The organism is Bacillus sp. SJZ110 (assembly GCF_006715455.1).
Taxonomy (GTDB): Bacteria; Bacillota; Bacilli; order Bacillales; family Bacillaceae; genus Bacillus; species Bacillus subtilis.
Window position 1 is genome coordinate 39269 of sequence record NZ_VFNF01000004.1, and the last position, 25144, is coordinate 64412.

Here is a 25144-nt window from a genome sequence, read left to right on the forward strand (position 1 = left end):
GGTCTATAAGATAATAAACGGACGAAACATATAGAAATTACCATTATAAATGTGGAAAATCATGAAATAACAGAGGTGTTCATGTTGAAAATATCAACTAAGGGAAGATACGGGCTCACCATTATGATCGAGCTTGCAAAAAAGCACGGTGAAGGCCCGACTTCATTAAAAAGCATCGCACAGACGAATAATTTGTCCGAGCATTATTTGGAGCAGCTGGTATCGCCGCTCAGAAATGCCGGTTTAGTGAAAAGCATCAGAGGCGCATATGGCGGATATGTATTAGGCAGTGAGCCGGATGCCATTACCGCGGGAGATATTATCCGTGTGCTTGAGGGGCCGATCAGCCCTGTTGAAGTGCTGGAAGATGAGGAGCCTGCCAAGCGTGAGCTCTGGATTCGCATCCGGGATGCTGTAAAAGAGGTTTTAGACAGTACAACATTAGAGGATCTTGCCAGCTATACAGACGGAGAGCAAGAAGCTTATATGTTCTATATTTAGATCAGAGGTGTAAACATAATGGAACGGATTTATTTAGATCATGCCGCAACGTCTCCGATGGATGAGCGCGTGCTGGAAAAAATGATACCGCACTTCTCCGGCAGTTTCGGTAATCCCTCCAGTATTCATTCATTTGGCAGAGAATCTCGAAAATGGGTGGATGAAGCAAGAGCGCAGATCGCAGCAGAAATCGGAGCGGCAGAGCAGGAGATCATTTTTACAAGCGGGGGAACGGAAGCTGATAACTTGGCGATCATGGGAACCGCACTTGCAAGAAAAGATCTTGGCAGACATATCATCACAACAAAAATTGAGCATCACGCCGTGCTTCACACATGTGAAAAACTTGAGGAAGACGGATTTGACATAACGTATCTGGACGTTGACCAAAATGGAAGAGTCAGTGCAAAACAGGTGATAGAAGCACTGCGTGATGATACAATCCTTGTGACAGTGATGTATGGAAATAATGAAGTTGGAACAGTGCAGCCGATCGAAGAAATCGGTGAGCTGTTAAAGGAACACAAAGCTTATTTTCATACCGATGCTGTTCAGGCATTCGGGTTGCTGCCAATTGACGTGAAAAACAGCCATATTGACCTTCTGTCTGTTTCCGGGCACAAGCTCAACGGGCCAAAAGGGACAGGCTTTTTATATGCTAGTAAAGATGTGAAGCTTTCACCGCTTTTATTCGGAGGAGAGCAAGAAAGAAAACGCCGTGCCGGAACCGAAAATGTTCCAGGCATTGTCGGGCTGAAAGAAGCGATCAAGCTGTCAAGTGAAGAACGGGACGAAAAAAACGAGAAGTATCAATCGTTTAAAGCAATCTTTGCCGACACGCTTAGAGATGCAGGTGTGGCATTCGAGATCAACGGGGACAAAGAGCATAGTCTGCCGCATGTTCTGAATCTTTATTTCCCCGGTGTGTCAGTGGAAGCGCTGCTGGTCAATCTTGATATGGCGGGTGTCGCTGTCTCCAGCGGTTCAGCGTGTACGGCCGGTTCAGTCCTGCCGTCACATGTTCTGACTGCTATGTTCGGAGAAGAGAGTGACCGGCTGACGTCCTCTATTCGAATCAGCTTCGGCCTCGGCAATACGGCTGAGCAAGTGAAAACTGCTGCCAAACATGTGGCCGACGTTGTCAAACGGCTGACATAATAAGGCGGCGTAGTAATTGGAGTGAATGAAATGGAAAAACGGCCGGAGGATACAAGAGTCGTCGTCGGCATGTCCGGCGGAGTAGACTCATCTGTGGCGGCCCTGCTGTTAAAAGAACAGGGCTATGATGTAATCGGAATCTTTATGAAAAACTGGGATGATACGGACGAAAACGGTTTTTGCACGGCGACAGAGGATTATGAAGATGTGATCCGCGTCTGCAACCAAATCGGAATTCCGTATTATGCCGTAAACTTTGAAAAGCAATATTATGAGAAGGTATTTCAATACTTCCTTGATGAATATAAAGCAGGCAGAACACCAAACCCGGATGTACTGTGCAACAAAGAAATTAAATTCAAGGCCTTTTTAGAGCATGCATTGTCACTTGGCGCCGACTATTTAGCGACTGGCCACTATGCAAGAGTAGACAGAAGCGGCGAAAAAGTCAGAATGCTGCGCGGCATTGATGAAAACAAGGATCAAACGTACTTCTTGAATCAGCTGACAGAAGATACGCTGAGCAAAGTCATGTTCCCGATCGGCGAACTTCAAAAAAGCCGTGTGCGTGAAATCGCCAAAGAAGCAGAACTTGCAACGGCGACGAAAAAAGACAGTACAGGCATCTGCTTTATCGGCGAACGCAACTTCAAAACGTTTCTCAGCCAATATCTCCCTGCACAGCCGGGCGATATGATGACGATGGACGGCGAAGTAAAAGGCCGCCACGACGGGTTGATGTACTACACGATCGGACAGCGTCACGGCCTTGGCATCGGCGGAAGCGGCGAGCCGTGGTTTGCGGTAGGGAAAGATCTTGAAAAGAACATCCTCTACGTAGATCAAGGGTTCCATAACCCTCTTTTATATTCCGATAAAATCACAGCAACAAATATCAGCTGGGTACGTTCGGATATCATGAAGGGCGAAGAGATTTCCTGCACGGCTAAATTCCGTTACCGCCAAGAAGATCATAAAGTAACGGTGCGCATGACTGGCGAGGGTGAAGCGGAAGTCATCTTTGATGAACAAGTCCGCGCTGTAACGCCGGGACAAGCCGTTGTCTTCTATGACGGCGAAGAATGCCTTGGCGGCGGGACAATTGATGATGTGTACAAAGACGGAACAAAATTGTGGTACGTATAAAAGATGAAAAACCTCAACACTGAGTTGGGGTTTTTTAATGAAAGGAAGATGATCGGTGGATTATAATCAACTCGGTATAGAGGCGATGCAGGAAGGCGATTACGAGAAAGCGGCAGAGGCATTTACAAAAGCGATTGAAGAAAATAAAGAAGACGCGATTCCCTATATCAATTTTGCCAACCTGCTTTCATCCGTAAACGAGCTGGAACGTGCGCTTGCGTTTTATGATAAAGCGCTTGAATTAGACAGTAGCGCAGCCACTGCTTATTATGGAGCAGGAAATGTCTATGTTGTAAAAGAAATGTACAAAGAAGCCAAAGACATGTTTGAAAAAGCGTTACGTGCGGGGATGGAAAACGGTGACCTGTTTTACATGCTCGGAACGGTACTTGTCAAGCTCGAACAGCCTAAGCTTGCACTGCCATATTTACAAAGAGCGGTCGAACTGAATGAAAACGATACGGAAGCGCGTTTTCAATTCGGGATGTGCTTAGCCAACGAGGGCATGCTGGACGAAGCGCTCAGCCAATTCGCAGCTGTGACAGAGCAAGACCCGGGGCATGCAGATGCATTTTATAATGCCGGTGTCGCTTATGCTTATAAAGAAAACCGAGAAAAAGCGATTGAAATGCTGGACAAGGCAATCGATATCCAGCCAGATCATATGCTTGCGCTTCATGCTAAAAAACTGATTGATCCATCATAACAGGCACAGGAGGAGGGACAGCTCGTGCAGCAGCATCCGGATCAGCTTAAACTGGAGGAAGAGCCCTATTTAAAAGGGACAGTCAACACAGTCATCTATCATAATGACACCAATTTATATACGGTTCTGAAAGTGAAAGTCACAGAGACCTCCGAAGCCATTGAAGATAAAGCCGTATCCGTGACGGGCTACTTCCCTGCGCTTCAAGAAGAAGAGACCTACACGTTTTACGGAAAGATCGTAACCCATCCAAAGTTCGGGCTCCAATTTCAGGCGGAGCATTTCAAAAAGGAGATTCCAACGACTAAGGAAGGCATCATTCAATATTTATCGAGTGATTTATTCGAGGGGATCGGCAAAAAAACAGCTGAAGAAATTGTGAAAAAGCTGGGCGACAGCGCCATTAATAAAATATTGGCTGATGCTTCAGTGCTTTATGATGTTCCCAGACTCTCAAAAAAGAAAGCCGACACGCTGGCTGGCGCATTGCAGCGGCATCAGGGACTGGAGCAAATCATGATTTCCTTGAATCAGTTTGGCTTTGGCCCGCAGCTGTCTATGAAAATCTATCAAGCCTATGAATCCGAGACGCTTGAAAAGATTCAGGAAAATCCTTATCAGCTTGTGAAGGATGTAGAAGGCATCGGGTTTGGGAAAGCGGATGAGCTGGGCAGCAGAATGGGTCTTTCGGGTAACCATCCTGAGCGGGTAAAAGCTGCTATTTTGTACACGCTTGAAACGACTTGTCTGTCAGAGGGGCACACGTACATAGAAACGGAACAGCTGATCATCGACACTCAATCACTGTTAAACCAGTCAGCAAGGGAAGGGCAGCGCATCACAGAAATGGATGCCGCTAACGCGATTATTGCCCTTGGAGAAAATAAAGACATTGTCATAGAAGATGGCCGCTGTTATTTTCCTTCGCTGTTTTACGCAGAACAAAACGTTGCAAAGCGTGTGAAACATATCGCTAGCCAAACCGAATATGAGAACCAGTTTCCCGAATCAGAGTTTTTGCTCGCGTTGGGAGAACTGGAAGAACGGATGAACGTTCAGTATGCCCCCAGCCAGAAGGAAGCGATTCAAAAAGCCCTTTCCTCGCCGATGCTTCTTTTAACAGGCGGCCCGGGAACAGGAAAAACGACGGTAATCAGAGGGATTGTCGAGCTCTACGGAGAGCTTCACGGTGTGTCACTAGATCCGTCAGCTTATAAAAAGGATGAAGCTTTTCCGGTTGTTTTGGCCGCTCCGACAGGGAGAGCAGCAAAACGGATGAGTGAATCAACGGGACTCCCTGCAGTCACGATACACAGGCTGCTTGGCTGGAACGGTGCTGAAGGCTTTACTCATACAGAGGATCAGCCGATCGAAGGGAAGCTGTTAATTATCGATGAAGCCAGTATGCTTGATATTTGGCTGGCGAATCATTTGTTCAAGGCGATCCCTGATCATATACAAATCATCATTGTCGGAGACGAAGACCAGCTGCCTTCTGTCGGTCCGGGACAAGTGCTCAGAGACTTGCTGGCATCCCAGGTGATTCCGACTGTGAGACTGACAGACATCTATCGCCAGGCGGAGGGGTCATCAATCGTCGAGCTTGCCCACCAGATGAAAAATGGATTGCTGCCGAACAATTTGACTGCCCCGACAAAGGACCGTTCCTTTATTCGCTGCGGCGGGTCGCAAATCAAAGAAGTAGTTGAGAAGGTTGTCGCCAATGCATTGAAAAAAGGCTATACAGCAAAGGACATTCAGGTCCTCGCTCCGATGTACAGAGGAAAAGCCGGCATTAATGAATTGAATGTGATGCTGCAGGACATTTTAAATCCTCCTAAAGAAAAACGAAGAGAATTGAAGTTCGGGGATGTTGTCTACAGAACCGGAGATAAAATTTTGCAGCTTGTCAATCAGCCGGAAAACAATGTATTCAACGGAGATATTGGCGAAATCACGTCGATATTTTATGCAAAGGAAAATACAGAAAAAGAAGACATGGCCGTTGTTTCTTTTGATGGCAATGAAATGACGTTTACGAAAAAAGATTTTAATCAATTTACCCATGCGTATTGCTGTTCTATTCATAAATCGCAGGGAAGTGAATTTCCGATTGTGGTTTTGCCTGTTGTGAAAGGCTATTATAGAATGCTCAGAAGAAACCTTCTTTATACCGCGATTACAAGAGCGAAGAAATTTCTCATTTTATGCGGTGAGGAGGAGGCGCTGGAGTGGGGCGTAAAAAATAATGATGCAACTGTCAGACAGACCTCTTTGAAAAACAGGCTGTCCGTACAGGTTGAGGAAATGGATGCCGAGCTTGAAGCTTTGCAAAAAGAGCTCCCGTTCAGCGTACACGACGCCAACATTGGCATGGAAGGCATTACACCATTCGATTTTATGAAAGAAGAACAGCAATAAAATGCTCCCGTGCAAGCGGGAGTTTTTTCATTTGCAGTGGAATTGATTTCATCGTATGAGTCTAAGGCGCAAAGCAAAACCTAAGCCTGTTCAACAAAAGGTGGTTGATCACACTTTGAGAACATGCCATGAAGTAGAAGGATTCCCAGTATACTCAGAACGAACTTCTAGTTATCTTGGGACAATTTCCGATATTTGTTTTTCTCTGAAAGGAGATTGTCTTGGGTTTATTCTTGCACAAAAACGCTTTTTGCATCATCATCATGCGCTATTACGGGCGTGTGATATCTCTTCCATTCTTGATGACCGCATATTGGCTTCGGTCAGTTCAGAACAGCTTTTGCCTCTTCCGAAATCATGCTTCACATACGAGCAGATGAAGATGAAGCTTGTGAAATCGCAAGAGGGCGATATATTGGGGATGCTGGAAGATGTATACTTTTGTTTGGACAGGGGCATAATCGTAGCATATGAACTCTCGGACGGTTTCTTTTCTGACCTGGCGGGAAGCAAGCGCCAGATCCAAAGAGCGGATTCGCTTGTCGAGGTGCGGAAAGACGAGATCGTTCTGAACGGATAGAGGTGTGAGTTATGCTTATATGCCCGAATTGCAAAAGTAAGGATATCGGCAAAATCGGCGTGAACCAATATTATTGTTGGGGCTGTTTTATTGAACTGACAGTGGCGAAAGGGAAGATTGCAACTCATCAGGTGGAAGAAGACGGAACGTTAAGCAGCTTGGATGATTTGTTTTCTGAGGATGAACGCAGCATCAATTTTTAATCATGAAAGGAGATGCGCAGGATGAATCGGACGATGACTTCTCTTTTGGCAATGGGAGCCGGAGCTCTCGTGTACCGAATGGCGACTCAATCTGACATGCTGAATAATCGAAGCATGAAGCGGATGAGAAGAAGAATTACGAAAATGTTTTAATGCAAAAAGGATACTCTCCAAAGAGTATCCTTTTCTATGTTTGCCGGACCTCGAGGCGTCTTGCTGCGAGTGAAAGGCTGTAGTTGACTGCGAAATACATAAGGGCCGCAAGTAAAAAGATCGGGAAAAAATAACTGCCGTCTGCGCTTTGGCCGTTAATAATTTGCGCGTTGTGAATCAGTTCAGGCAGGGCGATCACAACAGCGAGCGATGTATCTTTTAATAAAGAAATAAACTGGCTTACGATGGGCGGAACCATGCGGCGAAGCGCTTGCGGCATAACGATAAAGAACAGGGTCTGTGTATAGCTCAGCCCGGAGGAGCGCGCCGCTTCAATTTGTCCTTTGTCAATTGATTTCAGTCCGCTTCGGATAATTTCAGATAGCATAGCGGATTCAAAAATCGTTAGTGCTGTAATTGCAGCAGCTGTAATTTCAAGCTTAATACCAATTTCCGGAAGGGCAAAAAACGTAAAGAAAATAATTAACAGCAAGGGGAGGTTTCTGATCGTTTCAACGAGAACCGCAATCAATTGAGAAAGAACGGGAACTTTCGCATAACGCAGGGTGCCTGCGATTAAACCGAAGAAAAAGCTCAGAATGATGGAGATGAAAGCAACGTACAAGGTGACGAGAAAGCCATCCCATAAAAACGCTAAATGCTCCTGTGAATAAGCACCGATGAAATCCAATGTAACTCACTCCTTATCAATAGCTTTTTTCCAGCCGTTTTTCCAGATAGTTAACACCGATGCTAAGCGGAATCGTCAGCACTAAGTAAAAAAGCGCCACAAAAATATAAACATCAAATACAACGAGTGTGCTCGACGAAACTAAATCGGCTTGGTACATAAGATCCAATCCGGCCACAACCCCAAGAATCGAAGAGTTTTTGACTAAGTTTAAAAATTGATTGCCTAAAGGCGGAATGACGATTTTGATTGCCTGCGGCAAAATGATATGGAGCATGGCTTGGCTGTAGGTAAAGCCTGACGAGCGTGCCGCTTCCATCTGCCCTTTTGAAACAGACTGGATTCCTGCTCTGATGGCTTCAGCGATAAACGCAGAGGTATAAATGGTGAGAGCAACCGTTCCCGCTTGAAAACCGTCAAGCCTCAGGCCTGCGTTTGGAAGTCCGAAATAGAAAACAAAGGTAATTAAAAGAAGAGGGATGTTGCGGATGAATTCTACATATGCGGTCCCTAGCCATTGCAGCGGCTTAAAGACTGTTATTCTCATAACCGCTACAGCGACGCCGAGGACAAAACTGCCGGCCAGCGCGATAACACTTGCGAGCAAGGTATGGTAAAAACCGTCCATATACATGCCGAAGTTATCGAAAAGAATTGACACATTCATCTGCCTATTCACTCCTTATCAAATTGGGATGAGCATCGCCTGCTCATCCCGGGATGGTTGTTATTCAGCTGGGTCTTCTTTGATCCATTTTTTATAAATTTCATCGTATCTGCCATCCGACTTCATCTTTTTAAGTGAAGCGTTGATTTCTTTCGCGAGAGCAGATTGCCCTTTTTTCACGGCGATCCCGTAAGGCTCATCTGTAAAAGGCTTTCCTGTTAATTGATAATTTTTATTTTCATCGGCCATTCCATATAAAATCGCATTATCTGTGGTGAGGGCATCGCCTTGCCCCGATTTAAGGGCTGTAAAGGCTTCTGCGTAGTTTTCAAATTCTAAAACAGATGCTTCAGGCGCCTTTTCACGAATGTTTTGAGAGGAGGTGGAGCCTTTTACTGCAAGAACTTTTGAGCCTTTGTCAAGATCCTCGACACTCTTGATTTTGCTGCCTTTTTTCACGAGAAGCGATTGCCCGGCCTCGAAATAGACATCAGAAAAGTCAACTTCCTTTTTTCGTTCATCAGTGATCGTCATTGTGGCGACAATGGCGTCGATATCCCCGTTTTGCAGCATAGGAATCCTTGTTTTTGAGGTGACCTCTTTAAATTCAGCTTTTTTCTCATCACCTAAAATGTCTTTAGCGATTTGTTTGGCAATATCAATATCAAAACCCTCAATCTCACCTGAGCTTGGATTTTTAAGACCGAACAGTCGAGTGTCCGTTTTTACACCGAAGACAATTTTGTCATTGTCTTTAATGGCGGCTAGCGTATCTTTTTTGCTCTCCTTTGAGGCTTCTCCATTTGATCCCTTGCTGCCGCAAGCGGCAAGCAAGATGACAGCGAATAAAGAAATCAATGCTAAAGAAAAAATCTTTTTCATACAAGCTCCCCCATTCTGTTTTAATGATTTAAAATACGGCTTAAGAATAAGCGGGCCCGTTCTTCCTTTGGGTTCGCGTAAAACTCAGCCGGCATTGCTTCTTCTAAAATCTTTCCTTCGTCAATGAAGACAATCCGGTCGGCAACTTCTTTGGCAAACCCCATTTCGTGTGTCACGACAACCATTGTCATGCCTTCTTTGGCGAGTGTTTTCATGACATCTAGCACCTCACCGATCATTTCAGGATCAAGTGCTGATGTCGGCTCGTCAAACAGCATGACCTCCGGCTTCATCGCCAGTCCTCTTGCGATGGCAACACGCTGCTGCTGCCCGCCGGAAAGCTGGGAAGGATAGGCGTCAGCCTTGTCTGGGATGCCGACTTTTTCAAGATAGTACCGCGCCGTTTCCTTTGCTTGTTCAGGTGATTGTCTAAGCACTTTTACCGGAGCCAGCATGATGTTCTGCAGCACTGTTTTATGTGGATATAAATGAAAGTGCTGAAACACCATCCCGATATTTTGCCGCACTTTATTGATATCAGTTTTTCTGTCGTTAATGGCGGTGCCGTTTACTGTGAGCACTCCCTCATTGATCGTCTCAAGTCTGTTGATGCATCTGAGCAATGTGCTTTTACCGGAACCGGATGGGCCGATGATAACAACGACTTCACCTTTTTCGATTTGAAGATTAATTTGTTTTAACACGTGAAAATCTCCGTAATGCTTGTTTACATTTTGAAATGTGATCATCGCAATCCTCCTATCAGAAAATTTGACCAAAAAGTAAATGATCAAACTTTTCTGAAAATTAAATGTGAAAAAATGTCCATGACTTCTGACTAACTAAAGAAACATAAAGAATAATTCCGTGTAAACCTCAAAAGATATAGGTGAGGTGAAAGCAGATGCTCCAAAAACCGGTGCAGCTTTTGTTGTGGGTGGCTATTTGTTTGCTGGTTCTGTTAACAGTCTATGTCTTTTTTATGCTTGATATGTTATGGTCACCCTTTTGGCTCGTCATAAAAACGATCTTTATTCCCTTGATCATTTCTATTTTTATATCTTATTTATTGCTTCCGGTCACGGAATGGCTGCATGGCAAAGGATTGCCTAGGACTTTGAGCATCTTGGTCATTTATGTACTTTTTTTTGGCGGGATTGGCTGGGCGTTGTATAAAGGGGTGCCTGTTTTAATCGTGCAGCTGACGGATTTGTCAGAAAATATACCCATGTTTGCCGAAACGTATAACGGGCTTCTTCTTCATGTGCATAACCATACGGATGACTGGCCTGATGGTATGCATCACCGTATAGATAAAATGATCCGCCAGACGGAGACGTTTTTTGCGGGAACGATCGAGGGTGCGATCAGCGGGATCCGCAATGTGCTTGATTACTTCTTAATTGCTGCAACAATCCCTTTTCTCGTGTTTTATATGGTGAAGGACATTGAATTAATGAAAAAGACAGTATGGTACTTGACTCCGAAGTCGTGGAGAAAGCGGGGCAGCGCCTTTTTGCGGGATGTGGATGATTCGCTTGGCGATTATATCCGCGGCCAGCTTTTGGTCTGCTTGATTCTTGGCGTGATTGCAGGCATTTCGTTCTGGGTATTTGGGCTTCCGTATCCACTGATACTTGGCCTTATCTCTGGAGTAACGAATGTCATCCCGTATTTTGGCCCTTTCATCGGAGCTGTTCCTGCGTTGTTAATTGCGATGACGATCTCAGTGAAGGCGGTTCTTGTTGTGGTGATTACGGTGTTTATTCTGCAGTTTATGGAAGGAAATATCCTCAGTCCGTTCATTGTCGGCAGAAGCCTTAAAATGCATCCGGTCGTTATCATGCTTGCACTCCTTGCCGGAGGGGAGCTTGCGGGAATCGTCGGGATGATTCTGGCTGTTCCTGCGACGGCTGTTTTAAAAGTAATGATGATCCATTTTTTGCGGATGAGGACGGAGCATTGACATCGGCGTGCCGCTTGTCTATAATTTCTCGTAGAATACATACGAATCTCGAGTGACGGATCTGAGTACGCCGAAGCCCTGTTAAAGAGAGAAGCTCCATAAGCTGAAAGGAGCTTTATCAGAAGATCGGAGGAAGCTAATCCTGAGTGCAGTTAATCACTGCCGCTTATCCTGCGTTACAGGGTTAAAGGTGACGGGCGCATGAATGCCCGTAATCAGGGTGGTACCGCGAGACAGCTCTCGTCCCTGTGTAAACGTTGGTTTGCATAGGGGGAGGGCTTTTTTGCTGTCACTGAAGAGAATTTCGATTTTTATAGAGGAGGAAATACAATGAAACACTTAACTTCTGCGGAAGTGCGTCAAATGTTTTTGGATTTCTTTAAAGAAAAAGGACATGCGGTAGAGCCAAGCGCGTCATTAGTGCCTCATGAGGATCCTTCACTGCTTTGGATCAACAGCGGTGTTGCGACACTGAAAAAATATTTTGACGGCCGTGTCGTGCCGGAAAATCCAAGAATCGTAAACGCTCAAAAAGCGATCAGAACAAACGATATAGAAAATGTAGGTAAAACTGCGCGCCATCACACTTTCTTTGAAATGCTCGGAAACTTTTCCATCGGCGATTATTTCAAAGAAGAAGCCATTACATGGGCTTGGGAGTTTTTAACGAGCGACAAGTGGATTGGCTTCGACAAAGAGCTTCTCTCTGTTACGGTTCATCCTGAAGATGAAGAGGCATATGAGTTTTGGGCGAAAAAAATCGGTATTCCTGAAGAAAGAATTATCCGTCTGGAAGGGAACTTCTGGGATATCGGTGAAGGGCCGAGCGGACCGAATACGGAAATCTTTTACGACCGCGGTGAAGCATACGGTAATGATCCAGAAGATCCGGAGCTTTACCCAGGCGGGGAAAACGACCGTTACCTGGAAGTATGGAACCTTGTGTTCTCAGAGTTCAACCATAACCCTGACGGAACGTACACACCGCTTCCAAAGAAAAACATTGATACAGGCATGGGTCTTGAAAGAATGGTATCTGTCATCCAGAATGTTCCGACAAACTTTGACACCGATTTGTTTGTTCCGATCATTAAAGCAACAGAATCGATTTCTGGTGAAACATATGGCAAAGACAATGTGAAAGACACTGCGTTTAAAGTGATTGCTGACCATATCAGAACGGTTGCCTTTGCTGTCAGTGACGGTGCGCTGCCGTCAAATGAAGGCCGCGGCTATGTATTAAGACGCTTATTACGCCGTGCCGTGCGTTATGCCAAAACGATCAACATCCATCGTCCGTTCATGTTTGATTTAGTGCCGGTTGTCGCAGAAATCATGGCTGATTTCTATCCTGAAGTGAAAGAGAAAGCGGATTTCATCGCAAAAGTCATTAAAACCGAGGAAGAACGCTTCCATGAGACCCTTAATGAAGGGCTTGCGATCCTGTCAGAAATGATCAAAAAAGAAAAAGACAAGGGCAGCAGCGTTATCTCAGGTGCTGATGTGTTTAAACTGTATGATACGTATGGATTCCCGGTTGAATTGACTGAAGAATACGCAGAAGACGAGAACATGACGGTTGACCATGAGGGCTTTGAGGAGGAAATGAACCAGCAGCGTGAACGGGCAAGAAACGCCCGCCAGGATGTCGGCAGCATGCAGGTGCAGGGCGGCGCACTGCGCGACGTGACAGATGAAAGCACATTTGTCGGCTACTCTCAAACCCAAGCTGATGCCAATATCATTGTGCTTCTTCAGGACGGCCAATTAATCGAAGAGGCTCATGAAGGAGAAAGCGTTCAAATCATTCTTGATGAAACACCGTTCTATGCAGAAAGCGGCGGCCAAATTGGCGATAAAGGCTATCTCCGAAGCGAGCAGGCAGTTGTAAGAATTAAAGATGTTCAAAAAGCGCCGAACGGCCAGCATGTGCATGAAGGTGTTGTAGAGAGCGGTACTGTTCAAAAAGGCCTGCATGTTACGGCTGAAGTTGAAGACCATATGAGAAGCGGCGTCATTAAAAACCACACGGCAACGCATTTATTGCATCAGGCTCTAAAAGATGTTCTTGGAACTCATGTCAATCAGGCGGGCTCTCTTGTAACGGAAAACCGTCTTCGTTTTGACTTCTCGCACTTTGGCCAAGTGACAAAAGAAGAGCTCGAACAAATTGAAAGAATCGTAAACGAAAAGATCTGGGCGAGCATCCCGGTCAGCATTGATTTGAAACCGATCGCTGAAGCAAAAGAAATGGGTGCGATGGCACTGTTCGGCGAGAAATATGGCGATATTGTCCGTGTCGTTCAAGTTGGAGATTACAGCTTAGAGCTGTGCGGCGGTTGCCATGTCAGAAATACAGCAGAAATCGGCTTGTTTAAAATCGTTTCTGAATCCGGAATCGGAGCAGGCACAAGACGGATTGAAGCTGTAACGGGACAAGGCGCTTACGTCGAAATGAACAGCCAGATTTCTGTATTGAAGCAGACCGCTGACGAGCTGAAAACAAATATCAAAGAAGTGCCGAAACGGGTCGCGGCTCTGCAGGCTGAACTGAAGGATGCACAAAGAGAAAATGAATCTCTTCTTGCAAAACTAGGCAACGTGGAAGCAGGAGCAATCCTGTCGAAAGTAAAAGAAGTTGACGGCGTAAACGTGCTTGCGGCAAAAGTAAATGCAAAAGACATGAATCATCTCCGCACTATGGTCGATGAACTCAAAGCAAAGCTTGGCTCTGCGGTGATCGTGCTTGGTGCGGTACAAAACGATAAAGTTAATATCTCTGCCGGAGTCACAAAGGACCTCATTGAGAAAGGCCTTCACGCCGGCAAGCTGGTTAAACAAGCTGCGGAAGTTTGCGGCGGAGGCGGCGGAGGCCGTCCGGACATGGCGCAGGCAGGCGGTAAACAGCCGGAAAAATTAGAAGAAGCTTTGGCTTCTGTAGAAGATTGGGTGAAATCCGTTTTATAATTCGCCCATGTAGTGTAGAATGATGGTAAGATTAGGACCCCAGGCTGAACTTTGCCTGCGAATTTGGGAAAGAGGTGCAAAACGGTGAGCTCGTTTGATAAAACGATGAAATTTAATTTCTCCGATGATTCTGCTGAGACTAACGTAAATGAGGTGCTGATTACAGTGTATGACGCGCTTCAGGAAAAGGGCTACAATCCAATCAACCAGATTGTCGGATACTTGCTGTCAGGTGATCCCGCTTATATTCCTAGGCATCGTGACGCTCGCAATTTAATTCGCAAACTTGAAAGAGACGAATTAATCGAGGAATTGGTAAAGTCTTATTTAGAACAGCATAAAGAGGCGTAAATAAAGAATGAGAATATTAGGACTCGATTTAGGAACCAAAACACTCGGTGTAGCTCTGAGCGATGAAATGGGCTGGACTGCTCAAGGCATTGAGACCATAAAGATAAATGAAGCAGAAGGCGATTATGGTTTATCCCGTTTATCTGAACTGATAAAGGACTATACTATAGATAAAATCGTGCTCGGCTTTCCTAAGAACATGAACGGAACAGTCGGCCCGAGAGGCGAAGCCAGCCAAACATTTGCGAAAGTGCTTGAAACAACGTACAATGTTCCTGTTGTGCTGTGGGACGAGCGTCTTACCACAATGGCGGCTGAAAAAATGCTGATTGCAGCTGACGTCAGCAGGCAAAAACGAAAAAAAGTCATTGATAAAATGGCGGCTGTTATGATTTTACAAGGATATCTTGACAGCTTAAATTAAAGCCAGAGGTGAAGAAAATGGAACACGGCGAAAAAAATATTACAATTGTTGACGATCAAGGAAATGAACAGCTTTGTGAAGTGCTGTTTACATTTGAAAACGAAGAGTTTGGCAAGTCTTATGTCTTGTACTATCCAATCGAATCAAAAGATGACGAAGAAGTAGAAATTCTTGCTTCCAGCTTCACGCCAAACGAAGACGGTGAAAACGGTGAGCTATTCCCGATTGAAACTGACGAAGAATGGGATATGATCGAAGAAACATTAAACACATTCTTAGCGGACGAAGACGAAGAGTAAAACATCGCGCCAAACCAAAGCCGGAGCTATACTGCTCCGGCTTTTTTCTGCTTTATGCAGGCCTCTTTTTGTAATAAATTGCCGAAATACAATGAATCATGTAGTATAAGAGCTGATGGGAGGAGACCTAATGTATATCAATCAGCAAAAAAAATCGTTTTTTAATAAAAAAAGAATCATACTGTCTTCCATTGTTGTGCTGTTTCTCATCATTGGCGGGGCATTTTTATATGGGAAATCATTGCTTGAACCTGTTGAAAAAGACAGTAAAACGACAGTTAATATTAACATTCCGAGCGGTTCGTCTGTTTCAGCCATCGCATCGATATTAAAGAAAAATGATGTCATAAAAAGCGAGAAGGCGTTTCAGTACTATGTGAAATATAAAGGTGCTTCCGGGTTTCAGGCCGGATTCTACCATCTGAATAAAGGTATGGATTTAGATGCCATTATTCAGAAGCTGACAAGCGGGGCTACAGGTTACGCTTTTCAAATCACAGTGACTGAGGGAGCACAGCTGACCCAAATCGCGGCTGCTATTGCGGATGAAACAAAATACTCTAAAAAACAAGTCATAGCGAAGCTGGACGATGAAACATTTATCAATCAGCTGAAGAAAGAATTCCCGGACACTGTGACAAATGATGTTTTCAATAAAAACATTAAGCACCCGCTTGAAGGGTACCTATTCCCGGCTACATACCCTTTTAACGATCCGGACACATCACTTGAAGACATTATCAAGGCAATGATTAAGCAGACAAATTCTTATGTGGAAACATATAAATCAGAAATGAAGAAAAACAAAGTTTCTGTGCATAAGCTGCTGACAATGGCTTCTTTGATAGAAGAAGAAGCGACTGAAAAAGCCGACCGCCATAAAATTGCGAGCGTCTTTTATAACCGCCTGAAAAAGAAAATGCCGCTCCAAACAGATCCGACCGTCCTGTACGCGGCAGGCAAGCATAAAGATCGGGTTCTTTATAAGGATCTGGAAATCGATTCACCATACAATACGTATAAAAACACAGGGCTGACGCCAGGGCCGATTGCCAATGCCGGCATGTCGTCATGGGAAGCGGCGCTGCATCCGGATAAAACGGACTATCTGTATTTCTTGGCCAAATCAAATGGTGAGGTCGTATTTACAAAAACGCTAAAAGAGCATAATAAAGCAAAAGAAAAATACATTTCCTCAAAAAATGAGAAATAAAAGGAGAGCAAAAAGCTCTCCTTTTGTTCGCTTTCCGCAAGGTTTTATGATAAAATATATCGGGTTGTTTACCGATGTATCATGATGTATTCAGAGAGTGTCCTGCGCATAAGACTGGGGCACTCCTTTTTAGAACGGGAGGCTGTTTGTAGTGACTGACCGGTATGAACAAATAAATGACTATATAGAAGCATTATTAAAGCCTCGGCCGGATAACGTGAAGAAGCTTGAAGCATATGCAGAAGAACATCATGTCCCGATTATGGAAAAAGCGGGCATGGAGGTGCTGCTTCAAATTTTGTCTGTGAAACAGCCGAAAAAAATACTAGAAATCGGAACGGCCATTGGTTATTCAGCCATTCGGATGGCGCTGGAGCTGCCGTCTGCTGAAATATATACAATTGAACGCAATGAGAAACGGCATGAAGAAGCGGTAAACAATATCAAGGAATTTCAGCTTGATGACCGGATTCATGTTTTTTACGGAGATGCGCTTGAATTAGCCGACGCCGTTCATGTAACCGCGCCTTACGATGTCATTTTTATTGACGCTGCAAAAGGTCAGTATCAAAACTTTTTTCATTTATATGAACCGATGCTTTCACCGGACGGGGTGATTATAACAGACAACGTGCTGTTTAAAGGTCTGGTGGCAGAGGATTACAGCAAAATAGAACCGAAGAGAAGGCGCAGGCTTGTAGCAAAAATTGATGAATATAATCATTGGCTGATGAATCATCCGGATTATCAAACTGCGATTATTCCTGTCGGGGACGGACTTGCGATTAGTAAAAAGAAGAGGTGAACGTCATGAAAAAACCAGAGCTCTTGGTGACGCCGACGAGTACAGCGGACATTTTGCCGCTCATACAGGCTGGGGCAACTGCGTTTTTAGTTGGGGAACAGAGATACGGCTTGAGATTAGCCGGAGAATTTTCTCGTGAAGATGTAACAAAAGCCGTAGAGATTGCTCACAAAGAAGGGGCAAAAATATACGTTGCTGTAAATGCAATTTTCCATAACGATAAAGTGGGTGAGCTTGGCGAATATCTGGCTTTCTTAGCAGAAGCCGGTGTCGATGCAGCGGTATTCGGCGATCCTGCCGTGCTGATGGCTGCCCGTGAATCTGCGCCTGATCTGAAGCTTCATTGGAGCACAGAAACGACAGGCACCAACTATTATACATGCAACTACTGGGGACGCAAGGGTGCGGCGCGTTCTGTGCTTGCCAGAGAATTAAACATGGACAGCATTGTTGAGATTAAAGAAAATGCTGAAGTCGAAATTGAAATCCAGGTGCATGGAATGACGTGCATGTTCCAATCGAAGCGTTCTTTGATTGGAAACTATTTTGAATATCAGGGCAAAGTCATGGACATTGAAAGAAAGAAAAAAGAATCAGGCATGTTTTTACACGATAAAGAACGCGATAATAAATATCCGATTTTCGAAGATGAAAACGGCACTCACATCATGAGCCCGAACGATGTGTGCATCATTGATGAGCTCGAGGAATTGATAGATGCCGGAATTGATTCTTTCAAAATCGATGGTGTTTTGAAAACGCCTGAATACCTAATAGAAGTCACCAAAATGTACAGAGAAGCAATTGATTTGTGCGTGGAAAACCGTGACGAATACGAAGCGAAAAAAGAAGACTGGATCGAACACATTGAAAGCATCCAGCCAGTAAACAGAAAAATTGATACCGGATTCTTCTTCAAGGAAACGGTTTATTAATCAAAAGGAGGTTAAGCTATGACTGCCGTAAATGATAAAATATCCACAATCGTTAATGGAAAGCGTGTGATTACGAAAAAGCCGGAACTTCTCGCACCTGCGGGTAATCTTGAAAAGCTGAAAATCGCTGTTCATTACGGAGCGGACGCGGTCTTTATCGGGGGACAGGAATACGGGCTGCGCTCGAATGCCGATAACTTTACGATCGAAGAAATTGCAGAAGGCGTTGAATTCGCAAAGAAATATGGCGCGAAGATCTACGTAACAACGAATATTTTCGCCCATAATGAAAATATGGACGGGCTTGAAGACTATTTAAAAGCACTTGGAGACGCCAACGTTGCCGGTATCATTGTGGCAGATCCGCTTATTATCGAAACATGCCGCAGAGTTGCGCCGAATGTTGAGGTTCACTTGAGCACACAGCAGTCTCTTTCGAACTGGAAGGCTGTCCAATTCTGGAAGGAAGAAGGTCTCGACCGCGTCGTGCTGGCACGTGAAACTAGCGCTCTTGAAATCAGAGAAATGAAAGAAAAGGTAGATATCGAAATCGAATCCTTCATTCATGGCGCAATGTGTATTGCATATTCCGGCCGCTGTGTGCTGAGCAATCACATGACAGCGCGGGATTCCAATCGCGGAGGCTGCTGCCAGTCATGCCGCTGGGATTATGATCTCTACCAAACAGACGGTGCCAACGCCGTTGCTTTGTATGGTGAAGAAGATGCACCATTTGCGATGAGCCCGAAAGATTTGAAGCTGATTGAATCCATTCCAAAAATGATTGAAATGGGGATCGACAGCTTAAAGATTGAAGGCCGCATGAAATCCATTCACTATGTAGCAACTGTTGTCAGCGTATACCGCAAAGTAATCGATGCTTATTGCGCTGATCCAGAAAACTTTGTGATTCAAAAAGAATGGCTTGAAGAGCTTGATAAGTGCGCCAACAGGGACACTGCGACAGCTTTCTTTGAAGGAACGCCAGGCTATGAAGAGCAAATGTTCGGCGAACACGCCAAGAAAACGACATATGATTTTGTCGGCTTAGTGCTGAATTATGATGAAGATACACAAATGGTCACGCTTCAGCAGCGCAATTTCTTCAAAAAAGGCGACGAAGTGGAATTTTTCGGTCCAGAAATCGAAAACTTTACACATACGATTGAAACCATTTGGGACGAAGACGGAAATGAGCTAGATGCTGCCCGCCATCCCCTGCAAATTGTCAAATTCAAACTAGACAAAAAGATTTATCCGAGCAACATGATGAGAAAGGGGAAGTAACAGCCCATGGGTAAGAATCCAGTAGTCATTGGAATCGCAGGAGGTTCCGGTTCAGGAAAAACGAGTGTCACACGGTCCATTTATGAACAGTTTAAAGGACACTCAATTTTAATGATCCAGCAGGACCTTTATTATAAAGACCAAAGCCATCTTCCGTTTGAAGAAAGGCTGAACACAAACTATGATCATCCGCTTGCGTTTGATAATGACTATTTAATCGAGCATATTCAGGATCTATTGAATTACCGCCCGATTGAAAAGCCGATTTATGACTATAAGCTTCACACACGTTCAGAAGAAACGGTTCACGTAGAGCCAAAGGATGTTATTATCCTTGAAGGCATTCTTGTTCTTGAAGACAAAAGGCTTCGTGATCTGATGGATATCAAGCTTTATGTTGATACGGACGCTGACTTGCGTATCATCAGACGGATTATGAGAGATATTAATGAGCGCGGACGCTCTATTGATTCTGTCATTGAACAATATGTGTCAGTGGTCCGTCCGATGCATAACCAATTCGTCGAGCCGACGAAACGATACGCTGATATTATTATCCCGGAAGGCGGTCAGAATCACGTCGCAATTGATCTGATGGTCACAAAAATTCAAACCATTCTTGAACAAAACGCGATTTTGTAATACCATAGCATAGACATAAATAACTCTGACCATATTATGTATAGGCAGGAAGGGAATGTGCGAATTCCCTTCTTTCCCTGTTTATAAACGCGAAATATTTGCAGAACGACACGATTCAGTTTAAGATAAACAGTACCTATATGGGAGAGAAGAACGAGGACTGCCCTGTGTTCTCATTCTTGTATTTTTTAGTTTATGCTCTCATACATAATCGAAGATGTTGAGGGACAACCAGAAGGAGTGAAGGGACATGGCACAAGAGAAAGTATTTCCTATGACTGCAGAAGGAAAACAAAAACTTGAACAAGAATTAGAATATTTGAAAACGGTTAAACGAAAAGAAGTAGTAGAGCGAATCAAAATTGCGAGAAGCTTCGGAGACCTTTCCGAGAACTCTGAATACGATTCAGCGAAAGAAGAGCAGGCATTTGTAGAGGGCCGCGTGACGACTCTTGAAAATATGATTCGCAATGCGAAAATCATTGAAGATGACGGCGGCTCTAACGTTGTCGGTTTGGGTAAAACCGTCACTTTCGTCGAACTGCCTGACGGTGATGAAGAATCATATACGATCGTCGGAAGCGCGGAAGCTGACCCGTTTGAAGGGAAAATCTCAAACGACTCACCGATCGCAAAAAGCCTCTTGGGCAAAAAAGTAGATGAAGAAGTCACAGTACAAACACCGGGCGGAGAAATGCTCGTGAAAATTGTGAAAATTTCATAATATTTGTTTAGCAGCGAAACACCTCGTCCACAATGTGGGTGAGGTGTTTTTTTATGAAGATATCGAAACGAATGAAGCTGGCAGTCATCGCATTTTTGATTGTATTTTTTCTGCTTCTGCTGAGGCTTGCAGAAATCCAGCTGTTTTTCACAGAATCATTTTCTAAAAAGAAAATTAATTTGATTCAAGAAAGCGTGAAACAGCGGACGGAGGAAGTGCTCATTTCAGATGGAAGAGGCTCTTTTTTAGATCGAAACGGGCGGGCGCTGACAGGACAAAGCGAGCCTGCGGTTGTTTTGTTCCCTTTTCTGCTGACGCAGGATTGGCCGATCAAAAAAGTTGCGGACATCCTCGGCATGTCTGAAGATGATTTGCGCCAGACACTAGGTAAGGCAAAAAAACCGGTCATTTTGCAGCAAAAGAAAATCAAAACACTTTCAAAACAATCTATCACAAAAATCAATTCTTTGAAATATCCCGGCATTTACGGCGTATATATGGAGAATGAAGACAAGCCCAGCCTTGCTTCACATACGATAGGGAGCACGAACCAAGATCCGGCGCTGCTTCGCAAGAAATATCCTGACAAGGAGAGCCTTCCGATTACAACAGAAATCGGAACAACCGGTTTAGAACGGACATTTGACGAGTTTTTGCTTCCGGAACAAGACACAAAGCTTTTATATCATGTGGACGGAAAAGGAAACCCTTTGTTTGGCATGGACGTCAAATATACAGCTGAAGCCAATACATTTTATCCGCTCCAGGTCAAAACAACGATCGATCAAAGCATTCAAAAAGCGATGGAGGAGGTATTGGATGAACAGGGGCTGAAAAAAGGAGGAGCTGTGCTGCTGGACATCGAAAATAGCAGTGTTCTGGGAATTGTAAGCAAACCAGATGCGGATGTGTCCCGGCAAAACACACTTCAAAATTATATGCTGACGCCAATCTATCCCGGATCAGTTTTTAAAACAGTCATTGCCGCAGCTGCAATCGAAAATAATATGGTGAAGCCTAGTCAAACCTTTAATTGCAATTTAAACCTGTACGGGGAACCGGGGGACGACAAAGGAACCTTGTCTTTTGATGAAAGCTTTGCACAAAGCTGTAATTACACATTTACGAGTCTTGCAGAACAATTAATGAAAAAAGACAGCTCGGTTATTGAAGATATGTCCGAGAAGCTGGCTCTCACTGATCGGGCAGGCTGGGAGGGAAAACTGTACCACGAAACCGATTTCCGCCAGCTGTATAACGAAAAAAGTGGCGTGATTTGGGGGGATGAAAAAGACAAATCAGTCAAAAAAGCCATTGCGCAAACAGCAATTGGGCAGAAAAATGTAAAGGTAACCCCGCTGGAGGTAGCCAATATGATGGCGACAATCGCCCGCGGCGGAGAAAAACGGCAGGTGAAAATTGCCGAACAAATTGAGTATAAGAACGGCACAACGCTCGTTACGTTTAAAGATCAGAAGCTCAAAGGGGAGACGATAGACAAATATACGTCACAGCAGCTTCAAAAAATACTGCGGCGGGTGGTAGAATCTCCTTCCGGAACGGGCAGAAGGTTTCAAGATCTTCCGTATACTGTAGCAGGGAAGTCGGGCACAGCCCAGACAGGCAAGCTTTCAAAAGAGAAGGAAACGCTCTATGAAAAATGGTTTGCCGGATATTTTCCCGCGGATAAGCCGAAATACGCTCTGGTTGTTTTACACATGGATACACCGGGCGATAAGGCTCTGACAAATTCGGTGTTTTATGATATTGTTAAAAAAGTACACGAAATTGAAATCAATCAGAAATAGAACAACTTCTCAGCACATGTTAAAATATATGCTGAGCCAAGAGGGATAAAGGAGTGCAGAATTATTGAGCAATAATCAATCTCGTTATGAAAATCGTGATAAACGCAGAAAAGCCAATTTAGTGCTTAACATTTTAATCGCAATCGTATCCATACTAATTGTCGTAGTAGCAGCGAATCTCTTCATTAACAGTCCTTCTAGCAAAGATGTCAGCAAGGATTCTGAAACGGCGCAAAAACAGGAATCTCCGGCTTCAGGAAAGACGGAAAAGAAATCGGATGAGGATATAAAAGACAGCAAGAAAGATACATCTGACAGCGAAAAGGATTCTGAGAAGTCTTCTGACTCTGATTCCAAAAAAGATGATTCTTCTTCTAAAAAGGATGATTCTGATTCAGATTCAAGCTCAGATTCAGCCGGTGATGGGCTTAAAGATGCAAAAGTAACAGAAGGCGGCTCATCGAGCGATGTGGAAAAAACGTATGAAAATCCTGACTGGAAAGCAGTCGGAACTGAGCAAACAGGCGAGCATGCCGCTACTTATGATTCAAGCTCGCAAGACTGGGCTGAGATGCTGAAAGCCATTTCGTACGCAACTGGTGTCTCAACAGATAACATGACGGTGCTCTGGCTTGGAAATAACGGCAGCCCTCAGGATGCCAAAGGCAAAATTTTGGACAAGGCGACTGGGAATAAGTATCAAGTCACGATTACATGGGTCGATGAAAAAGGCTGGAAGCCGACAAAAGTAGAAAAGCTAAAATAAACAAAAGCAGCCGGGTTACAACCGGCTGCTTTTGTTTTAGGCTTCAGCTGCGAAATGAACCACCGCGCTGTACAATATTCTTCCTTCTGCCACAGCAGTTTGGTGTGAAACAGATTTCACCCGGAGCATGATGGCTTTATTGTTTTCAATTTGTGTATTGATTTTCTTTTCAAGCTCCTGCAATGAAGCCGCTTCAAAAAATTCCACTTTGTCTTTAATCAGATCTAATTGAAAATTCATGTCTTGACCCTCCAGCTTTCACAAGTCATATGAAGTATAAGCTTTTTTGCGGTCAATGCGCAATATGAGATGGCATAAAATACACAAAGTGTTTTAGTACCTGCTTTTCAGAAGATGTGGTATTATAGGAACTGTTCCATCATTAATTCATAGTATGCTTATAGGAATTATTAAATATGGAGTGTGACAAATATGGGACGTGAATTTATCCCTCTCTTTGAAGATTGGGCAGCAACTTATGATCAAACAGTACAAGGTTTAGATATTCAGTATAAAGAAGCATTCAGAGGCTACGATCATATCCTTGATGCCATCGTCAGCAAATCTGGAACGCATGTGTTAGAATTTGGCCCGGGGACAGGGAATTTGACGGCTAAGCTGCTCGATGCAGGCAAAACTGTATTTGGAATCGAACCTTCTCCAGCAATGCGTAAACTGGCTTCTGACAAGCTTTCAGGCAGGTCGGAAATCGTTGATGGAGACTTCCTGACATTCCCTGAGCCGCCATTTCAGGCTGATACAATTGTCAGTTCATATGCTTTTCATCATTTGACTGACGAAGAAAAGCGGGCTGCCATAAAGCAATATGGCAAATACCTTCACTTGCATGATAAAATAGTGTTTGCCGATACCGTCTTTGAAAATGCGCAAGCGTATCAACAGGCTATCGATAAAGCCCGTTCTCAAGGCTTTTATCAGCTTGCAAATGATTTAGAGACAGAGCATTATCCTACATTGGATGCGTTGAAAGAAATGTTTACAGCTGAAGGTTTTGCAGTCCGATTCACTCAGCAAAACGACTTCGTGTGGATAATGGAGGCGATCAAACGGTAAAGTGAAGGGAATGTGAATAGATGAGACTAGCAGTCATCGGAGCAATGGAAGAGGAAGTTACCATCTTAAGAAACAAACTTGAAAATGCAAAAACAGAAACGATCGCACACTGTGAATTTACAACAGGCGAATATGAAGGAACTGAAGTGATTCTTTTAAAATCAGGAATTGGAAAAGTAAATGCTGCTATCAGCACGACGCTTCTGCTTGACCGTTACAAGCCTGATTATGTCATTAACACAGGCTCAGCCGGCGGATTTCATCATACATTGAATGTAGGGGATGTCGTTATTTCCACTGACGTTCGTCACCACGATGTAGACGTAACGGCTTTTGACTATGAATACGGCCAAGTGCCGGGTCTTCCGGCTGCTTATGCAGCGGATGAAAAGCTGATTAGCATCACTGAAGAAGCGGTATCTGAACTCGACGGCATTCAGGTTGCAAAAGGAACAATTGCAACAGGCGATTCTTTCATGAACGATCCGAAGCGGGTTGAAGAGGTGCGTGCGAGATTTTCTGATCTGTACGCGGTTGAAATGGAGGCTGCGGCAGTGGCTCAAGTGTGCCATCAATTTAAAACGCCGTTTGTCGTCATCAGAGCGTTATCTGATATTGCAGGAAAAGAATCACATGTTTCATTTGACCAATTTTTAGAGCAGGCGGCTGTCCATTCAACAGAGCTTGTGTTAAAGGTGATCAAACGAATTCATTAAAACGGGGAGAACGTTCTCCTCCGTTTTTCTCTAAAAACAACCTCTAATTAGGAGGAGGA

General features: G+C 44.3%; 28 protein-coding genes. 23 read left to right on the forward strand and 5 right to left on the reverse strand.

The features are described 5' to 3' along the window. The first annotated feature begins 84 nt into the window (after positions 1–84). The 8 genes from cymR (at position 85) to FB592_RS12490 (ending at position 6868) form a co-directional block, all read left to right on the forward strand. Complete coding sequence (gene cymR, locus FB592_RS12455) at positions 85–501, forward strand: cysteine metabolism transcriptional regulator CymR (RefSeq protein ID WP_003225879.1); 417 nt, start codon at positions 85–87, stop codon at positions 499–501. Positions 502–519: 18 nt separating this feature from the next. Then, positions 520–1659 carry a cysteine desulfurase family protein gene (locus tag FB592_RS12460; RefSeq protein WP_041850172.1) on the forward strand — a complete coding sequence of 380 codons (1140 nt, stop codon included), beginning with the start codon at positions 520–522 and terminating at the stop codon, positions 1657–1659. Between the two features lie 30 nt (positions 1660–1689). Further along, on the forward strand, positions 1690–2805 hold the full coding sequence (mnmA, locus tag FB592_RS12465; RefSeq protein ID WP_014480424.1) for a tRNA 2-thiouridine(34) synthase MnmA: 1116 nt from the start codon (positions 1690–1692) through the stop codon (positions 2803–2805). Between the two features lie 85 nt (positions 2806–2890). Continuing rightward, positions 2891–3511 (forward strand): tetratricopeptide repeat protein, encoded by a 621-nt coding sequence (locus FB592_RS12470; RefSeq protein WP_166444025.1) that lies wholly within the window; start codon positions 2891–2893, stop codon positions 3509–3511. 24 nt (positions 3512–3535) lie between these two features. After that, positions 3536–5932, forward strand: a complete 2397-nt coding sequence (recD2, locus tag FB592_RS12475) for an SF1B family DNA helicase RecD2 (protein ID WP_124072897.1) — start codon at positions 3536–3538, stop codon at positions 5930–5932. A 55-nt stretch (positions 5933–5987) separates the two neighbouring features. Then, a complete protein-coding gene (locus FB592_RS12480; RefSeq protein WP_072173323.1) occupies positions 5988–6512 on the forward strand; it encodes a PRC-barrel domain-containing protein in 525 nt (174 codons plus the stop codon). An 11-nt stretch (positions 6513–6523) separates the two neighbouring features. Continuing rightward, entirely contained in the window at positions 6524–6715 is a 192-nt protein-coding gene (locus tag FB592_RS12485) for a hypothetical protein (RefSeq protein ID WP_003225893.1), read from the forward strand. Between the two features lie 21 nt (positions 6716–6736). Continuing rightward, on the forward strand, positions 6737–6868 hold the full coding sequence (locus FB592_RS12490; protein WP_003229780.1) for a YrzQ family protein: 132 nt from the start codon (positions 6737–6739) through the stop codon (positions 6866–6868). 34 nt (positions 6869–6902) lie between these two features. On the opposite strand, the gene FB592_RS12495 is transcribed toward FB592_RS12490, so the two are convergent. From FB592_RS12495 to FB592_RS12510, 4 genes are read right to left on the reverse strand one after another with little or no spacing between them, the layout of a single operon-like run. After that, positions 6903–7559 (reverse strand): amino acid ABC transporter permease, encoded by a 657-nt coding sequence (locus tag FB592_RS12495; RefSeq protein ID WP_003229784.1) that lies wholly within the window; start codon positions 7557–7559, stop codon positions 6903–6905. Between the two features lie 16 nt (positions 7560–7575). Continuing rightward, the gene (locus FB592_RS12500; RefSeq protein WP_038829647.1) at positions 7576–8226 is read right to left on the reverse strand and encodes an amino acid ABC transporter permease; all 651 of its coding nucleotides are present in this window, start codon (positions 8224–8226) and stop codon (positions 7576–7578) included. Between the two features lie 60 nt (positions 8227–8286). Next, on the reverse strand, positions 8287–9108 hold the full coding sequence (gene glnH, locus FB592_RS12505) for a glutamine ABC transporter substrate-binding protein GlnH (RefSeq protein ID WP_015251575.1): 822 nt from the start codon (positions 9106–9108) through the stop codon (positions 8287–8289). Between the two features lie 20 nt (positions 9109–9128). Further along, on the reverse strand, positions 9129–9857 hold the full coding sequence (locus tag FB592_RS12510; protein ID WP_014480419.1) for an amino acid ABC transporter ATP-binding protein: 729 nt from the start codon (positions 9855–9857) through the stop codon (positions 9129–9131). 155 nt (positions 9858–10012) lie between these two features. Between FB592_RS12510 and FB592_RS12515 the strand changes: the two genes are divergently transcribed. The 13 genes from FB592_RS12515 to FB592_RS12575 all read left to right on the forward strand — a co-directional run bounded on the left by FB592_RS12515 (position 10013) and on the right by FB592_RS12575 (position 23295). Further along, the gene (locus tag FB592_RS12515; RefSeq protein ID WP_033881628.1) at positions 10013–11074 is read left to right on the forward strand and encodes an AI-2E family transporter; all 1062 of its coding nucleotides are present in this window, start codon (positions 10013–10015) and stop codon (positions 11072–11074) included. 330 nt (positions 11075–11404) lie between these two features. Further along, a complete protein-coding gene (gene alaS / locus FB592_RS12520; protein WP_015714431.1) occupies positions 11405–14041 on the forward strand; it encodes an alanine--tRNA ligase in 2637 nt (878 codons plus the stop codon). A gap of 84 nt (positions 14042–14125) precedes the next feature. After that, entirely contained in the window at positions 14126–14392 is a 267-nt protein-coding gene (locus FB592_RS12525; protein WP_003225903.1) for an IreB family regulatory phosphoprotein, read from the forward strand. Positions 14393–14399: 7 nt separating this feature from the next. Then, positions 14400–14816 (forward strand): Holliday junction resolvase RuvX, encoded by a 417-nt coding sequence (gene ruvX, locus FB592_RS12530; RefSeq protein ID WP_003229795.1) that lies wholly within the window; start codon positions 14400–14402, stop codon positions 14814–14816. Positions 14817–14833: 17 nt separating this feature from the next. Continuing rightward, the gene (locus FB592_RS12535; protein WP_003246199.1) at positions 14834–15115 is read left to right on the forward strand and encodes a DUF1292 domain-containing protein; all 282 of its coding nucleotides are present in this window, start codon (positions 14834–14836) and stop codon (positions 15113–15115) included. Positions 15116–15245: 130 nt separating this feature from the next. Further along, on the forward strand, positions 15246–16328 hold the full coding sequence (gene mltG / locus FB592_RS12540; protein ID WP_003229799.1) for an endolytic transglycosylase MltG: 1083 nt from the start codon (positions 15246–15248) through the stop codon (positions 16326–16328). Positions 16329–16479: 151 nt separating this feature from the next. Continuing rightward, positions 16480–17133 carry an O-methyltransferase gene (locus tag FB592_RS12545; protein WP_014480416.1) on the forward strand — a complete coding sequence of 218 codons (654 nt, stop codon included), beginning with the start codon at positions 16480–16482 and terminating at the stop codon, positions 17131–17133. Positions 17134–17138: 5 nt separating this feature from the next. Then, on the forward strand, positions 17139–18068 hold the full coding sequence (locus FB592_RS12550) for a peptidase U32 family protein (protein ID WP_046160679.1): 930 nt from the start codon (positions 17139–17141) through the stop codon (positions 18066–18068). Between the two features lie 18 nt (positions 18069–18086). Beyond that, a complete protein-coding gene (locus tag FB592_RS12555) occupies positions 18087–19355 on the forward strand; it encodes a peptidase U32 family protein (RefSeq protein ID WP_003229802.1) in 1269 nt (422 codons plus the stop codon). 6 nt (positions 19356–19361) lie between these two features. Further along, the gene (gene udk / locus FB592_RS12560; protein WP_003225916.1) at positions 19362–19997 is read left to right on the forward strand and encodes a uridine kinase; all 636 of its coding nucleotides are present in this window, start codon (positions 19362–19364) and stop codon (positions 19995–19997) included. Positions 19998–20247: 250 nt separating this feature from the next. After that, positions 20248–20721: a transcription elongation factor GreA gene (gene greA / locus FB592_RS12565; RefSeq protein ID WP_004399078.1), complete on the forward strand. Its 474-nt coding sequence runs from the start codon at positions 20248–20250 to the stop codon at positions 20719–20721. 53 nt (positions 20722–20774) lie between these two features. Beyond that, positions 20775–22529: a peptidoglycan D,D-transpeptidase FtsI family protein gene (locus tag FB592_RS12570; protein WP_024572771.1), complete on the forward strand. Its 1755-nt coding sequence runs from the start codon at positions 20775–20777 to the stop codon at positions 22527–22529. 64 nt (positions 22530–22593) lie between these two features. Then, entirely contained in the window at positions 22594–23295 is a 702-nt protein-coding gene (locus FB592_RS12575) for a YrrS family protein (RefSeq protein WP_003246156.1), read from the forward strand. A gap of 36 nt (positions 23296–23331) precedes the next feature. Here the strand turns inward: FB592_RS12575 and FB592_RS12580 are convergent, their stop codons facing one another. Continuing rightward, positions 23332–23535 carry a YrzA family protein gene (locus FB592_RS12580; protein WP_014477495.1) on the reverse strand — a complete coding sequence of 68 codons (204 nt, stop codon included), beginning with the start codon at positions 23533–23535 and terminating at the stop codon, positions 23332–23334. A gap of 192 nt (positions 23536–23727) precedes the next feature. Here FB592_RS12580 and FB592_RS12585 point away from each other — a divergent pair, with 192 nt between their 5' ends. Next, positions 23728–24369: a class I SAM-dependent DNA methyltransferase gene (locus FB592_RS12585; RefSeq protein ID WP_015714425.1), complete on the forward strand. Its 642-nt coding sequence runs from the start codon at positions 23728–23730 to the stop codon at positions 24367–24369. A gap of 20 nt (positions 24370–24389) precedes the next feature. Beyond that, on the forward strand, positions 24390–25085 hold the full coding sequence (mtnN, locus tag FB592_RS12590) for a 5'-methylthioadenosine/S-adenosylhomocysteine nucleosidase (RefSeq protein WP_009967881.1): 696 nt from the start codon (positions 24390–24392) through the stop codon (positions 25083–25085). Positions 25086–25144 lie beyond the last annotated feature (59 nt).